12 protein-coding genes are annotated in these 13,570 nt (G+C 71.0%); 5 read left to right on the top strand and 7 right to left on the bottom strand.

The features are described from left to right. The first annotated feature begins 64 nt into the window (after positions 1–64). A complete protein-coding gene (locus ACZ499_RS36010; RefSeq protein WP_468680892.1) occupies positions 65–1,108 on the top strand; it encodes a zinc-dependent alcohol dehydrogenase family protein in 1,044 nt (347 codons plus the stop codon). A 138-nt stretch (positions 1,109–1,246) separates the two neighbouring features. Here ACZ499_RS36010 and ACZ499_RS36005 read toward each other — a convergent pair whose 3' ends face one another. Both ACZ499_RS36005 and ACZ499_RS36000 read right to left on the bottom strand, forming a co-directional pair. Next, positions 1,247–2,785: a S8 family serine peptidase gene (locus ACZ499_RS36005; protein WP_468680889.1), complete on the bottom strand. Its 1,539-nt coding sequence runs from the start codon at positions 2,783–2,785 to the stop codon at positions 1,247–1,249. 74 nt (positions 2,786–2,859) lie between these two features. Further along, positions 2,860–4,380, bottom strand: coding sequence for a S8 family peptidase (locus tag ACZ499_RS36000; RefSeq protein WP_468680887.1), 1,521 nt, complete (start codon positions 4,378–4,380; stop codon positions 2,860–2,862). 300 nt (positions 4,381–4,680) lie between these two features. Here ACZ499_RS36000 and ACZ499_RS35995 point away from each other — a divergent pair, with 300 nt between their 5' ends. From ACZ499_RS35995 to moaA, 3 genes are all read left to right on the top strand, one after another. Further along, positions 4,681–5,046, top strand: coding sequence for a DUF485 domain-containing protein (locus ACZ499_RS35995; protein ID WP_468680884.1), 366 nt, complete (start codon positions 4,681–4,683; stop codon positions 5,044–5,046). Next, a complete protein-coding gene (locus ACZ499_RS35990) occupies positions 5,043–6,677 on the top strand; it encodes a solute symporter family protein (protein ID WP_468680882.1) in 1,635 nt (544 codons plus the stop codon). Before ACZ499_RS35995 ends, ACZ499_RS35990 begins: the two co-directional genes overlap by 4 nt. 152 nt (positions 6,678–6,829) lie before the next feature. After that, positions 6,830–7,819: a GTP 3',8-cyclase MoaA gene (gene moaA / locus ACZ499_RS35985; protein WP_468680880.1), complete on the top strand. Its 990-nt coding sequence runs from the start codon at positions 6,830–6,832 to the stop codon at positions 7,817–7,819. Here the strand turns inward: moaA and ACZ499_RS35980 are convergent. Together ACZ499_RS35980 and ACZ499_RS35975 are read right to left on the bottom strand one after the other, a co-directional pair. Beyond that, positions 7,802–8,050: a hypothetical protein gene (locus tag ACZ499_RS35980; protein ID WP_101387680.1), complete on the bottom strand. Its 249-nt coding sequence runs from the start codon at positions 8,048–8,050 to the stop codon at positions 7,802–7,804. The genes moaA and ACZ499_RS35980 overlap by 18 nt on opposite strands. A 177-nt stretch (positions 8,051–8,227) precedes the next feature. Then, positions 8,228–8,602: a DUF3099 domain-containing protein gene (locus ACZ499_RS35975; RefSeq protein WP_385540879.1), complete on the bottom strand. Its 375-nt coding sequence runs from the start codon at positions 8,600–8,602 to the stop codon at positions 8,228–8,230. Between the two features lie 212 nt (positions 8,603–8,814). Between ACZ499_RS35975 and ACZ499_RS35970 the strand changes: the two genes are divergently transcribed. Continuing rightward, a complete protein-coding gene (locus ACZ499_RS35970; protein WP_067157421.1) occupies positions 8,815–9,090 on the top strand; it encodes a GlsB/YeaQ/YmgE family stress response membrane protein in 276 nt (91 codons plus the stop codon). Between the two features lie 63 nt (positions 9,091–9,153). On the opposite strand, the gene tyrS is transcribed toward ACZ499_RS35970, so the two are convergent. The 3 genes from tyrS to ACZ499_RS35955 form a co-directional block, all read right to left on the bottom strand. Continuing rightward, positions 9,154–10,422, bottom strand: coding sequence for a tyrosine--tRNA ligase (gene tyrS / locus ACZ499_RS35965; RefSeq protein ID WP_468404913.1), 1,269 nt, complete (start codon positions 10,420–10,422; stop codon positions 9,154–9,156). A gap of 56 nt (positions 10,423–10,478) precedes the next feature. Next, positions 10,479–11,876: a metallopeptidase TldD-related protein gene (locus ACZ499_RS35960; RefSeq protein WP_468680875.1), complete on the bottom strand. Its 1,398-nt coding sequence runs from the start codon at positions 11,874–11,876 to the stop codon at positions 10,479–10,481. A 115-nt stretch (positions 11,877–11,991) separates the two neighbouring features. Further along, a complete protein-coding gene (locus ACZ499_RS35955; protein ID WP_468680874.1) occupies positions 11,992–13,554 on the bottom strand; it encodes a TldD/PmbA family protein in 1,563 nt (520 codons plus the stop codon). Between the last annotated feature and the right edge of the window lie 16 nt (positions 13,555–13,570).

Here is a 13,570-nt window from a genome sequence, read left to right as displayed (position 1 = left end):
GAACCGGACCCCCGGTATGGCCGGATCCGGACCATCCCCGTACCGACCAGCAAGGACCTGCCCCATGCGCGCCACCGTCATCCACGCCGCCCACGACATCCGGGTGGAGGACGTGCCCGACCCCGTGGTCCGGTTCCCCACCGACGCGGTCGTGCGGGTGCTGCGGGCCTGTATCTGCGGCAGCGACCTGTGGGCCTACCGGGGCGAGTCCGCCCGGCAGCCCGGGCAGCGGATCGGGCACGAGTTCCTCGGCGTCGTCGAGGAGGCGGGCTCCGAGGTGAACGGGTTCCGGGCCGGGGACCTCGTGGTCGCGCCCTTCGTCTGGTCCGACGGCAACTGCGAGTACTGCGCCGAGGGACTCCAGACGTCCTGCCCGCAGGGCGGGTTCTGGGGCTCGGTGGGCTCCGACGGCGGCCAGGGCGAGGCGGTCCGGGTGCCGTTCGCCGACGGCACGCTGGTCAGGCTGCCCGCCGCCGCGGCCTCCGACGACCACCTGCTCACCGCCCTGCTCGCCCTCTCCGACGTGCTCGGCACGGGCCACCACGCGGCCGTCGGCGCGGGCGTGCGGCGCGGCTCCACGGTCGCCGTCGTCGGTGACGGGGCCGTCGGCCTCTGCGGCGTCCTGGCGGCCAAGCGGCTCGGCGCCGAGCGGATCATCGCTCTCGGGCGCCACCAGGCCCGTACGGACATCGCGCGGACCTTCGGCGCCACGGACGTCGTCGCCGAGCGCGGCGAGGCCGCCGTCGACGCGGTGCGCGAGCTGACCCGGGGCCAGGGCGCGCACGCGGTCATCGAGGCGGTCGGCACCGAGCAGTCGATGCGCACCGCCGTCGAGATCACCCGCGACGGCGGCGCCATCGGCTACGTCGGCGTCCCGCACGGCAGCGGCACCGGCCTCGACCTCAGCGTCATGTTCGACCGCAACATCGCGCTGCGCGGCGGCGTCGCCCCGGTCCGCGCCTACATCCCCGAGCTGCTGCCGGACGTCCTGTCCGGCGCGATCGACCCGTCCCCGGTCTTCGACGTGACGGTCGGCATCGACGGCGTCCCCGGCGGCTACAAGGCGATGGACGAGCGCACGGCCCTGAAGGTGCTGATCAAGCCGTAGGGACCGGGGGGCTCGCGGACCGGTGCTGCGGCCCCGCGACCGCTGAGGGGCGCGGGGCTGTGACATCGGCGGCTCCGCCGCGTGGGCGCGACCAGCCGCACACGGCCCGCAGCCGAATCCCCGCGCCCCCGCGGAGCGCTACCGCACCGCGCGCAGGGCGTTCACAACCCCCGCCCCATAGAACCCGCTGTGATGCCGGCCGCCCTCGCAGACCGCGTCAGCCTTCCCGTCCCCGTCGATGTCGTACGGGTCGGGGCAGGCGGTCGCGTCGGCGCCCTCCTTCAGCAGCTCCTTGATCTTCCAGGCCGGCGCATGCGGGTGCGCGGACTTGAGCAGCGCGGCCACGCCCACCACGTGCGGGGTCGCCATCGACGTACCCGCCATGTAGGCCCACTTGCCGCCGGGCACCGGGCCGAGGATCAGACCGCTGGTGGCCGGGGCCTGCGGCGGCTGGTAGGCGGTCGAGTCGCCGCCCGGCGCCGCCACGTCGACCACGCCAAGGCCGTAGTTGGAGAACGAGGACTTCAGGCCCTTGGCCCCGGTCGCGGCGACCGTGACCACGCCCGGCAGCTGCGTGGGGATGTCGAAGCACTTGCTCGGGTCGACGGTCCGGTCGCCCGGCGTGGAGTCGTTCGGGCTGGCCGGATCCGTGATCGAGTCGGCCGCGAGGTCGTAGCTCTCGTTGCCCGCCGCCGCCACGTTCACCGTGCCCTTGGACTCGGCGTACCGGCTGGCCCGGGTGATCGCCTCGACCAGGGCCTTCTGGTCCGGGTCGGTCTTGCAGTTGAAGTACCAGGGGTCGGTGTAATAGCTGTTGTTGGTGACGTCGATGCCGTGGTCGGCGGCCCACATGAAGCCGCAGACGACGGCCTCCGTGTAGAAGAAGCTGCCGCCCTGGGTGGAGACCTTGATGGCGGCGACCTTGACGCCGGGCGCCACACCGGTGACGCCGACGCCGTTCTTGGCCGCGGCTATCTCGCCCGCCACGTGCGTGCCGTGCGGGGAGCCGCCGGTGGTGAACGGCCGCCAGGCGCCGTCGGTGGTGTCCGGCTTGCCGCCGATGCAGCTCACCGACTTGGCGCGGTCGAAGTTGGGCGCGATGTCCGGGTGGGTGTCGTCCACGCCCGTGTCGATGACGCCGACCGTCACCCTGGAGCTGCCCAGGGTCTTCTCGTGGGCCTTGTCGGCCTTGATGGCCTTCAGGTCCCACTGGAGCGGCTCCAGCGGGTCCTCGCCGGCCGCGGCCCCGGCGGTGGCGGCCCGGACCTCCTCGGCGCTGAGCGTCTTGGGCGTGCCGACGTCGGTCGTCGTCTGCGCGGGCAGCGGCGCGGTCCGGGTCGCCCCGGCCGACTCCACTCCCCGTACCGCCCGCATGGCCGTCGCGAAGCCGGGGTCGGCGGAGTGGACGACGATCACGCCGATCCGGTCGTAGGACTGGACGACCGTGCCCCCGGCCGCCTCGATGGCCCTTCTGACCCGGTCCGCGTGCCCGTATCCCCTGCGGAGGTTGACGACATAGCTGAGCGAGGGCGAGGCGGCGGCCGGGGCCGCCTTGGTGGCCGCACCGCCGGCCGGCATGGCCGACGCCGTGCCCGGCAGGACCGCGAGCGCGGTGATGGTCGCCATGCCGACGGATACGGCGAGGGCGCGGTGCGTACGGGAGAAGTGCAACGTCATGGGGTCTCCATGTGGCTGACGGATGTCTCGGTACGTACGGAAGGTGCGGTGGCTGCGGAGAACCGCCGCGCCGCTTACTCGGTGACCGCGCTCAGCGCGTTGACGACGCCCCGGCCGTAGAAGCCGTTGACGCGCTTGCCGCCCTCACAGGTGGAGTCCTGGACGCCGTTGCCGTCCGGGTCGTACAGGCCGGTGGGGCAGCCGGGGTTGTCGGCCTGCTCCTTGAGCATCTCCCGCAGCTCGGCCGGGGACGCCCACGGGTTCTTGGACTTCAGGAGCGCGGCGACGCCGACGACGTGCGGCGTGGCCATGGACGTGCCCTGCTTGTAGCCGTACTGCCCGCCCGGGAGCGTCGCCAGGATCCGCCCGTTCTTGTCCGGGGTGTCCGGGATCTGGTACTTGTCACCGCCGGGCGCGGCCACGTCGATCTGGCCCAGGCCGTAGCTGGAGTAGTACGACTTCACGTTCTGCACCCCGGTCGCCGCGACCGTGACGACACCCGGCAACTGGGCCGGGATGTCCGGGCACTTGGCCGGGTCCACGGTCACCGTGGGGTGCGGCGCGGGCTGGTCGTCCGGGCTGGTGGTGTCGGTGATGGCGTGCTTGGACAGGTCGTAGTTCTCGTTGCCCGCCGCCGCGACGTTGAGGACGCCCTTGTGCTCGGCGTACCTGCTCGCCCGGGTCACCGCGTCGAGCAGTGCCTTCTGGTCCGGGTCGGCCTTGCAGTTGAAGTACCAGGGGTCCACGTAATAGCTGTTGTTGGTGACGTCGATGTGGTGCTCGGCGGCGAAGACGAACCCGCAGACCACCGCCTCGGTGAAGAACAGCCCGCTGCCCTGCTCGGCGACCTTGATCCCGGCGACCTTGACGCCGGGCGCGACCCCGGCGACGCCGATCCCGTTGCGGGCCGCGGCTATCTCGCCCGCGACGTGCGTGCCGTGGTCGCTGCCGCCCACGTACGGCCGCCAGGCGCCCGGCGAGGTGTCGGCGACGCCGCCCACGCAGTTGGCCGACTGGGAGGCGGAGAAGTTCGGGGCGAGGTCCGGGTGGGTGTCGTCGACCCCGGTGTCGATCACGCCGACGGTGACCCGGCGGCTGCCCGGGTAGATCTTGGCGGCCTTGTCGGCGCCGATCGCCCGCAGGTCCCACTGGTTGGCCTCCAGCGGCTCCTGGCCGGGTGCGGCCGCCGCCTTCGCCTTGGCGGCCTCGGCCGGGGTGAGGGCCTGGGTGGTGCCCTCCTCGGTGGTGGCCTGCGCCTTCAGGGGCGTCGTACGGGTGGCACCGGCGGAGGTGACGCCCCTGGCCCGGCGTATCTCCCGGGCGAACGCGGGGTTCGTGGAGTGCACGACGACCACGCCTATCCGGTCGTACGAGACGACGACCGTGCCGCCCGCCTTCGCTATCGCCTTCTGCACCCGGGCCGAAGTACCGTGCCCGCCGGTGGTGTTGACGACGTACGAGAGGTCCGGTCCGTCCGCGGCGGGGGCCGGTGCGGCCGACGCCGTGCCCGCCGGGAGGAAGCCGAGCGAGGCCGTGAGCGCCAGGCCGGCGGGGAGCACGAGGGCCCGTCGCCGTCCGGATCCCAGATGAGCCATGGGTTCTCCACATCATCCGTGAGAGCCGTCCAACCGCGGGTCACGGATGGACGGGTACATGACCAGCGAAGCTATCGCTGATCATGCGGGCCCATCAACGAGTTCGGGCGGTTTGGTCCGAGAAGTTGTGCGAACGCCGTGAAGGCGGCGCCGGGAAAGGGTGCCGAGAAAAACGACCGGTCTGAACCGAGACGCGCCGCCCTCCGTGCCGTTGTCAGGGGGACCACCATCACCCCGTCCCCGACAGTGAGGTCCCCCTTGACGTCCATCCCCACCGCACCCGCATCGCGAGGAGACTCCGTGGCCACCGACGTGCCACCGCCCGAAGGCGGTATCGACACGCGCCCCGCCCAGCCCCCCACCGAGAAGTTCGTCGAGGTGCAGGCGAGCGAGGAATTCGCCGAACTGCGCCGCACACACCGCCGGTTCGCGTTCCCGCTGACGGTCGCCTTCATCGCCTGGTACCTGCTGTACGTCCTGCTGTCCAACTACGCGGGCGGCTTTATGGGCCACAAGCTGTTCGGCAACATCAACGTGGCGCTCGTCTTCGGTCTCGCCCAGTTCCTCACCACCTTCCTCATCGCCTGGCTCTACTCGCGGTACGCGGTCGCCAAGCTCGACCCCCGTGCCGAGGCGATCAAGTCCCGCATGGAGGCCGACGCATGAGCGCCCCGTACGCCCACCTCCCGCTCGCGGCGACCGCCACCAGCGAGCACCGGCCGCTGATCATCACGCTCTTCTCGGTGTTCGTCGTCGCGACCCTGGTCATCACCGTCTGGGCGGGCCGCCAGACCAAGAGCGCGGCCGACTTCTACGCGGGCGGCCGCCAGTTCACCGCTTTCCAGAACGGCCTGGCGGTCTCCGGCGACTACATGTCCGCCGCGTCCTTCCTCGGCATCGCCGGAGCCATCGCGCTCTTCGGCTACGACGGCTTCCTGTACTCGATCGGCTTCCTGGTCGCCTGGCTGGTGGCGCTGCTCCTGGTCGCCGAGCCGCTGCGCAACTCCGGCCGCTACACCATGGGCGACGTGCTCGCGTACCGGATGCGCCAGCGTCCCGTGCGCACAGCCGCGGGCACTTCCACCATCGTCGTCTCGATCTTCTACCTGCTGGCGCAGATGGCCGGCGCCGGTGTGCTCGTCTCGCTGCTGCTCGGCATCACCAGCGACGCGGGCAAGGTCCTGATCGTCGCCCTGGTCGGCGTGCTCATGATCGTGTACGTGACGATCGGCGGGATGAAGGGCACCACCTGGGTGCAGATGGTCAAGGCGGTCCTGCTCATCGCGGGCACCATCCTGATCACCTTCCTCATCCTGCTGAAGTTCAACTTCAACCTCTCGGACCTGCTCGGCACGGCCGCCAAGAACAGCGGCAAGGGCAGCGCCTTCCTGGAGCCCGGCCTCAAGTACGGCAAGACCGGCACCTCCAAGCTGGACTTCATCTCGCTCGGCATCGCCCTGGTGCTGGGCACGGCCGGCCTGCCGCACATCCTGATCCGCTTCTACACCGTCCCCACGGCCAAGGCCGCGCGTAAGTCGGTGAACTGGGCGATCGGCATCATCGGCGCCTTCTACCTGATGACGATCGTGCTCGGCTTCGGCGCGGCCGCGCTGCTCAAACCGGGCGACATCATCGCCTCCAACCCGGCGGGCAACACCGCGGCGCCACTGGCGGCCCTGGAGATCGGCGGCGGCAGCGGCTCCAACGGGGGCGCGATCCTGCTCGCGGTGATCTCGGCGGTCGCCTTCGCCACGATCCTCGCGGTCGTCGCGGGCCTCACCCTCGCCTCGTCGTCCTCCTTCGCGCACGACATCTACGCCAACGTCATCCGCAAGGGGAAGGCGACCGAGAAGGAGGAGGTCCGGGCCGCGCGCTGGGCGACCGTCTTCATCGGGGCCGTCGCCATCGTGCTCGGCGCCTTCGCCCGCGATCTGAACGTCGCCGGTCTGGTGGCACTCGCCTTCGCGGTCGCCGCCTCCGCCAACCTGCCGACCATCCTCTACAGCCTCTTCTGGAAGCGGTTCACCACCCAGGGCGCGCTGTGGTCGATCTACGGCGGTCTGACCACGGCGGTCGTGCTCGTGCTGTTCTCGCCGGTCGTCTCCGGCAACCCGAAGACGTCGATGTTCAAGGGCGTCGACTTCCACTGGTTCCCGCTGGAGAACCCCGGCCTGATCTCGATCCCCGTGGGCTTCCTGCTCGGCCTGATCGGATCGCTGCTCTCGAAGGAGGAGCCGGACGCCGGAAAGTACGCGGAACTGGAGGTCAAGTCCCTCACCGGAGTCGGTGCCCACTAGCGCGTTCCGTACGGGGACGAGCCGCGGCAGCGTCGTAGGGTCCTACGACGCGGCCGCGTCGCACCTCGTGTCAAACGGCCCCCGCGGTTGTCACCCCTCTCGCGTAGGCTCGGCTGCATACACCAACCGGTAATCGGGGGAGGGGGCCCACAGTGCTCATCGACACATACGGCCGTGTGGCCACTGACCTGCGTGTCTCACTCACGGACCGCTGCAATCTGCGGTGTACGTACTGCATGCCGGAAGAGGGCCTGCAGTGGCTGGCCAAGCCGGACCTGCTCACCGACGACGAGATCGTCCGCCTCATCCGCATCGCCGTGACCGAGCTCGGCATCACCGAGGTCCGCTTCACCGGCGGCGAGCCGCTGCTGCGCCCGGGCCTGGTCGGCATCGTGGAGCGCTGCGCGGCCCTGGAGCCCCGTCCCCGGATGTCGATCACCACCAACGGCATCGGCCTGAAGCGCACCGCGGCCGCGCTGGAATCGGCCGGTCTCGACCGGGTCAACGTCTCCCTCGACACCCTGCGCCCCGAGGTCTTCAAGACCCTCACCCGCCGCGACCGCCACAAGGACGTCATCGAGGGCATGGAGGCCGCCCGCGCCGCCGGGCTCACCCCGGTCAAGGTCAACGCGGTCCTGATGCCCGGGCTCAACGACGACGAGGCCCCCGAGCTGCTGGCCTGGGCCGTGGAGCACGAATACGAGCTGAGGTTCATCGAGCAGATGCCGCTCGACGCCCAGCACGGCTGGAAGCGCGACGGCATGATCACCGCCGGTGACATCCTCGCCTCGCTGCGTACGAGGTTCACGCTCACCCCCGAGGGCGACGACGAGCGGGGCTCCGCACCCGCCGAGCGCTGGGTGGTGGACGGCGGACCCCATCGGGTCGGCGTCATCGCCTCGGTGACCCGCCCGTTCTGCTCGGCCTGCGACCGGACCCGGCTCACCGCCGACGGCCAGGTGCGCACCTGCCTCTTCGCGCGCGAGGAGTCCGACCTGCGCGCGGCCCTGCGCTCGGGCGCTCCGGACGAGGAGATCGCCCGGCTGTGGCGGCTGGCGATGTGGGGAAAGAAGGCCGGATCCGGTCTGGACGACCCGGCTTTCCTCCAGCCCGACCGCCCGATGTCAGCGATCGGCGGCTGACTCCCACTCGGCCAGTGGCACCACGTCCTTGAGGAACCCGCGTACGCCCAGGAACTGGGAGAGGTGCTCGCGGTGTTCGTCGCACGCGAGCCAGGTCTTGCGCCGCTCCGGCGTGTGGATCTTCGGGTTGTTCCATGCCAGGACCCATATGGCCGCGGTGCGGCAGCCCTTGGCGGAACACGTGGGCGCCTCGTCGGCGATCTCGTCACTCACGGATACATTCTGCGCCATGAACTGGGGGTGACATGGCGACGCCGAGCAGCCACGGGGGGAGCTGCCCGGCGTCGGTCCGTCGCTCCGACGGGGGATGCGGAGCGCTTACGCAGTATGTCACGGGGGACCCGATGTGGTGCACCGTAACTTCATGATTGATCTGAGCTTTTCTTGAGCTTTGCAGACGGTGACGGATCAGGTCTGCTCGCGTGACCACGGTTCGTGGTCAGGGCTCCCGGAGGCTTCCGGGGATTCCGCCGGACCTCCCGCGGGAGCCGCCCCGAGCATCGGCCGTGACGGCGCGGGGATGTACGTCGACGGCAGTGAAGGCACGTTCTCCCGCCCGGCGTTGGCGAGCACCACAGCCACATAAGGGAGCAGGGCTCCCAGCACCAGGGTCACGATTGCGACCGGGCGTTCGATGTTCCACAGGACGGCCGTCAGCACGACCGACACCGTACGGATCGACATCGAGATCACATAGCGGCGCTGCCGCCCCCGCACGTCCTCGGCGAGACCCTGCCGGGCCCCGGTGATCCGGAAGACCTCGGCTCCGCTCCGCTTCCGCATCAAGCTCCACCACCCGACTCCACACCGGACTCTCCCCGGTCCGGACTGTTCACACGGTACGCCCGGTATCCGCCGGGTTCGAGACCGGGGCCGGTCCGGCCCGCGTGATTGATCCGATCCGTACTACGTACGGACGAGTCCGACATGCGTCGTACGGCGGACGGGTCAACACTGACTGCGACTGCTCATGCCGAGCGAACGAGGAGGCAGCCATGGGCTGGTTGTGGGCGATCATCGTGGGATTCGTGCTGGGTCTCATCGCGAAGGCGATCCTTCCGGGGAAGCAGCACAGTCCGCTCTGGCTGACCACCATCTTCGGCATCATCGGCGGTGTGGTCGGCAACTCGATCGCCCGGGCGATCGGCATCGCCGAGACCAAGGGCATCGACTGGGGCCGGCACGGCCTCCAGATCGCGGCGGCGGTCGTCATCGTCTTCCTCGGCGACATGCTCTACATGGCGATGCGGGGCAACAAACAGCGGGCCTGACGGTACGGCGAGGGGGCGGCCCCGTAACGGAACCGCCCCCTCGCCGTCTACCGTATGCGCAGGTCAGGCGCCCTTGACCTCGATCGCGGCCAGGTTCTTCTTACCCCGGCGCAGCACCAGCCAGCGGCCGTGCAGCAGATCGTCGGCCGTGATCACCGCGTCCTCGGACGTCACCTTCGCGTTGTTCACGTAGGCGCCGCCCTCCTTCACCGTGCGCCGGGCCGCCGACTTGCTCGCCACCAGCTCCACTGCGGCGAACAGGTCCACCACCAGACCGGCCTCGGCGACCTCGGCGTGCGGCAGCTCGGAGAGCGCGGAGGCCAGCGTGGCCTCGTCCAGGTCCGCCAGCTCGCCCTGCCCGAACAGCGCCTTCGACGCGGCGACGACCGCCGCGCACTGGTCGGCGCCGTGCACCAGCGTCGTCAGCTCCTCGGCGAGCGCGCGCTGCGCGGCGCGCGCCTGCGGGCGCTCCTCGGTGAGCTGCTCCAGCTCCTCGATCTCCTCGCGGGACTTGAAGCTGAAGATCCGCAGGAACTTGGAGACATCGCGGTCGTCCGCGTTCAGCCAGAACTGGTAGAAGGCGTACGGCGTGGTGCGCTCGGGGTCCAGCCAGACCGTGCCGGACTCCGTCTTGCCGAACTTGGTGCCGTCCGCCTTGGTGATCAGCGGGGTGGCCAGCGCGTGCACCTCGGCCTCCGGGGCGACCCGGTGGATCAGGTCGGTGCCCGCGGTGAGGTTGCCCCACTGGTCGCTGCCGCCGGTCTGCAGCACACAGCCGTGCCGCCGGTACAGCTCCAGGAAGTCCATGCCCTGCAGGATCTGGTAGCTGAACTCGGTGTAGCTGATGCCCGCGTCGGAGTTCAGCCGCCGGGCGACCGCCTCCTTCGCGATCATCTTGTTGACCCGGAAGTACTTGCCGATGTCACGCAGGAAGTCGATGGCCGACAGGCCCGACGTCCAGTCCAGGTTGTTGACCATGGTCGCGGCGTGCGGGCCCTCGAAGTCGAGGAACCGCTCGATCTGCCCGCGCAGCCGCTCGACCCAGCCCGCGACGACCTCGGGCGCGTTGAGCGTGCGCTCCGAGTTCGGCTTGGGGTCGCCGATCAGACCGGTGGCCCCGCCGACCAGGCCCAGCGGGCGGTTGCCCGCCTGCTGGATCCGGCGCATGGTCAGGATCTGCACCAGGTTGCCGAGGTGCAGGCTGGGCGCGGTCGGGTCGAAGCCGCAATAGAACGTGACGGGACCGTCCGCGAACGCCTTGCGCAGTGCGTCCTCGTCAGTGGAGAGGGCGATCAGCCCGCGCCACTGCAGCTCATCGACGATGTCCGTCACGGTCGTACGTCTCCTCGGCTCAGGTGTGTGGATGTGCAGCAGTCAGTCTATGGGGGTCAGACGCCCTGGCTGACCGAGCTCATATTGAAGTCCGGCACCCGCAGGGCCGGCATCGCGGCCCGGGTGAACCAGTCGCTCCACTCCCTCGGCAGGGTCTTCTCGGTCCGCCCGGCCTCGGTGGCCCGCGACAGCAGGTCCACCGGGGACTCGTTGAACCGGAAGTTGTTGACCTCGCCGACCACCTCGCCGTTCTCGACGAGGTAGACGCCGTCCCGGGTCAGCCCGGTGAGCAGCAGCGTCGCCGGGTCCACCTCGCGGATGTACCAGAGGCAGGTCAGCAGCAGGCCCCGCTCGGTGGCCGCGACCATGTCCTCAAGGGAGCGCTCGCCACCGCCCTCCAGGATCAGGTTGCCGATCGACGGCGTCACGGGCAGCTGAGTGAGCGCGGCGCTGTGCCGGGTGGTGATCAGCCGCTCCAGCCTGCCGTCCCGCATCCAGTCGGTGGGGGCCAGCGGCAGACCGTTGTCGAAGACGGAGGCGTCGTCGCCGGAGGAGTGCGCCAGCTGGAACGGGGCGGACTCCAGACCCGGCTCGTTCGGGTCGCTGCGCAGCGTCAGCGGCAGCCGCGCCAGCGTCTCGCCGAGCCGGGTGCCGCCGCCGGGCTTGGAGAACACGGTCCGGCCCTCGGTGGCGTCCCGCGCGTTCGACGACCACAGCTGGTAGATCAGCAGATCGGCTACGGCGGTGGGCGGCAGCAGCGTCTCGTACCGGCCCGCGGGCAGGTCGATACGGCGCTCGGCCCAGCCGAGCCGGACGGCGAGCTCCTCGTCCAGGGCGCCCGGGTCGACGTCCTTGAAGTCGCGGGTGGAGCGCCCGGCCCAGGCCGAACGTGCCCGGTCCGGCGACTTCGCGTTGAGTTCGAGCGTGCCGGTCGGCTGGTCGTGGCGCAGCCGCAGGCCCGTCGACGTGCCCAGGTACGAGGACGTCATCTCGTGGTTGGCGAAGCCGTACAGCTCGCGCCCGCCCGAGCGGGCCCGGGCGAAGGCCTCGCCGAGGGCGGGGGCGAACTCCGCGAAGACCGCCGAGGAGGTCTCGGCGGGCGCGTCGGTGAAGTCGGCCGCCACCGGCACGCCCTCGACCAGCGGCTGGGCGTCCTCGGCGGGCCCGGCGCCGCGCGCCGCCGCCTCCGCCGCCCGGACCAGCGGCTCCAGGTCGTCGGCGGTCACGGCGGACCGGGACACCACGCCCGAGGCCGTGCCCTGCGCCCCGTCGACGGTCGCGATCACGGTGAGGGTGCGGCCGCGGGTCACGCCGTTGGTGGTCAGCGCGTTGCCGGCCCAGCGCAGATTGGCGGAGGACTGCTCGTCCGCGATGACGACGCACCCGTCGGCGGTGGACAGCGCGAGCGCCCGCTCGACGATCTCGTGCGGCTTGACGGTCGTACGGGAGCTCATCGCCCGGCCTCCTGCGTGGTGTTGAGACTGTGCTGTCCCGGGGTCTGTGACATCAGCAGCTGCCGCTGCGGGCCCCCGGACCCCCAGCCGGGGGCGGTGCGGCGCGTCCCGCGAGTCATCGGCCCGCCTCCTGCGTGGTGTTGAGGATGTTCACGCCCCGGAAGAGGGCGGAGGGGCAGCCGTGGGAGACCGCCGCCACCTGGCCCGGCTGGGCCTTGCCGCAGTTGAAGGCGCCGCCGAGCACATACGTCTGCGGGCCGCCGACCTTCTCCATCGAGCCCCAGAAGTCGGTCGTCGTCGCCTGGTAGGCGACATCGCGCAACTGGCCCGCCAGCCTGCCGTTCTCGATGCGGAAGAACCGCTGACCGGTGAACTGGAAGTTGTAGCGCTGCATGTCGATCGACCACGAGCGGTCGCCGACCACATAGATCCCGCGCTCCACGCCCCCGATCAGGTCCTCCGTGGAGAGCCCGCCCGGGTCCGGCTGGAGCGAGACGTTGGCCATGCGCTGGACGGGGACGTGCCCGGGGGAGTCCGCGAAGGCGCAGCCGTTCGACCGGCCCAGGCCCGTCAACTTGGCGATGCGGCGGTCCAGTTGGTAGCCGACCAGCGTGCCGTCCTTCACCAGGTCCCAGGACTGCCCCTCGACGCCCTCGTCGTCGTACCCGATGGTCGCGAGCCCGTGCTCGGCGGTGCGGTCACCGGTCACGTTCATCACCGACGAGCCGTACGCCAGCTTGCCCAGCTGGTCGAAGGTGGCGAAGGAGGTGCCCGCGTACGCCGCCTCGTAGCCCAGCGCCCGGTCCAGCTCGGTGGCGTGGCCGATCGACTCGTGGATGGTCAGCCACAGGTTCGACGGGTCCACCACCAGGTCGTACGACCCGGCCTCCACGCTCGGCGCCCGCATCTTCTCCGCGAGCAGCGCCGGGATCTGCTCCAGCTCGGAGTCCCAGTCCCAGCCGGTGCCCGTGAGGTACTCCCAGCCGCGCCCCGCCGGCGGCGCGATCGTGCGCATCGAGTCGAACTCGCCGGTCTTGCCGTCCACGGCGACCGCGGTGAGCTGCGGGTGCAGCCGCACCCGCTGCTGGGTGGTGACGGTGCCCGCCGTGTCCGCGTAGAACTTGTTCTCGTGGACGGTGAGCAGCGAGGCGTCGACGTGCGCCACCCCGTCCGCCCCCAGCAGCCGCTCGCTCCAGTCGGCGAGCAGCGCGCTCTTCTCCTCGTCCGGTACGGAGAACGGGTCGATCTCGTACGAGGAGATCCAGGTCCTGTCGGCGTGCACCGGCTCGTCGGCCAGCTCCACGCGCTCCTTGGAGCCCGCCGCCGCGATCACCTGCGCCGAGAGCTTCGCCATCGCCACGGCCTGCGAGGCCACCTTGGCGGCGGCGTCCATGGTGAGGTCGACGCCGGAGGCGAAGCCCCAGGCGCCGCCGTGCACCACCCGGACCGCGTAACCGAGGTCCGTGGTGTCGGAGGACCCCGAGGGCCGGGCGTCGCGCAGCCGCCAGGCCGCGCTGCGCACCCGCTCCAGGCGGAAGTCGGCATGGTCGGCGCCGAGCGCACGGGCGCGCGCCAGCGCGGCGTCGGCGAGCGCCCGCAGCGGCAGCGCCGTGAAGGCTGCGTCGATGGAATGAGGCACGGATGTCTCCTGTCGTGTGAGACCGGTCGACCTGATCATGTCGCGGTTCGGGGCC

This window comes from Streptomyces sp. NPDC031265 (assembly GCF_055570295.1).
The sequence above is the reverse complement of the archived record's forward strand: the minus strand, read 5'-3'. Positions and strand labels throughout refer to the sequence as shown.

Excerpts from the sequence above, each read along its gene's own strand:
- ACZ499_RS36005 (WP_468680889.1), bottom strand. The coding sequence starts at position 2,785 with ATGACGTTGCACTTCTCCCGTACGCACCGCGCCCTCGCCGTATCCGTC.
- ACZ499_RS35960 (WP_468680875.1), bottom strand. The coding sequence starts at position 11,876 with ATGAGCTCCCGTACGACCGTCAAGCCGCACGAGATCGTCGAGCGGGCG.
- ACZ499_RS35975 (WP_385540879.1), bottom strand. The coding sequence starts at position 8,602 with ATGCGGAAGCGGAGCGGAGCCGAGGTCTTCCGGATCACCGGGGCCCGG.
- ACZ499_RS35980 (WP_101387680.1), bottom strand. The coding sequence starts at position 8,050 with ATGGCGCAGAATGTATCCGTGAGTGACGAGATCGCCGACGAGGCGCCC.
- ACZ499_RS36010 (WP_468680892.1), top strand. The coding sequence starts at position 65 with ATGCGCGCCACCGTCATCCACGCCGCCCACGACATCCGGGTGGAGGAC.
- ACZ499_RS36000 (WP_468680887.1), bottom strand. The coding sequence starts at position 4,380 with ATGGCTCATCTGGGATCCGGACGGCGACGGGCCCTCGTGCTCCCCGCC.
- ACZ499_RS35955 (WP_468680874.1), bottom strand. The coding sequence starts at position 13,554 with ATGATCAGGTCGACCGGTCTCACACGACAGGAGACATCCGTGCCTCAT.
- ACZ499_RS35970 (WP_067157421.1), top strand. The coding sequence starts at position 8,815 with ATGGGCTGGTTGTGGGCGATCATCGTGGGATTCGTGCTGGGTCTCATC.
- ACZ499_RS35990 (WP_468680882.1), top strand. The coding sequence starts at position 5,043 with ATGAGCGCCCCGTACGCCCACCTCCCGCTCGCGGCGACCGCCACCAGC.